Here is a 203-nt window from a genome sequence, read left to right as displayed (position 1 = left end):
GTTGGATTCTCGTGTGTGATACACACAACTCAAAATTACTGCTTCTTCCCGGATTGGTCGCGTTGCGAAGCAGCGTGACAACCCTCTTTGCCTGATGACCATAGCGAGTCGGTCCCACCCCTTCCCATCCCGAACAGGACCGTGAAACGACTCTACGCCGATGATAGTGCGGATTCCCGTGTGAAAGTAGGTAATCGTCAGGC

General features: G+C 53.2%; 1 rRNA gene. It reads left to right on the top strand.

Annotated features, from left to right (window positions below):
- Positions 1-90 precede the first annotated feature (90 nt).
- A 5S ribosomal RNA gene (rrf, locus tag F3J14_RS35365) occupies positions 91-203 on the top strand.

It is taken from the genome of Burkholderia sp. Tr-862, assembly GCF_011753085.1.
GTDB lineage: Bacteria > Pseudomonadota > Gammaproteobacteria > Burkholderiales > Burkholderiaceae > Burkholderia > Burkholderia ambifaria.
Note: the sequence above shows the minus strand (reverse complement) of the source record. Positions and strands in the feature narration are given on the sequence as shown.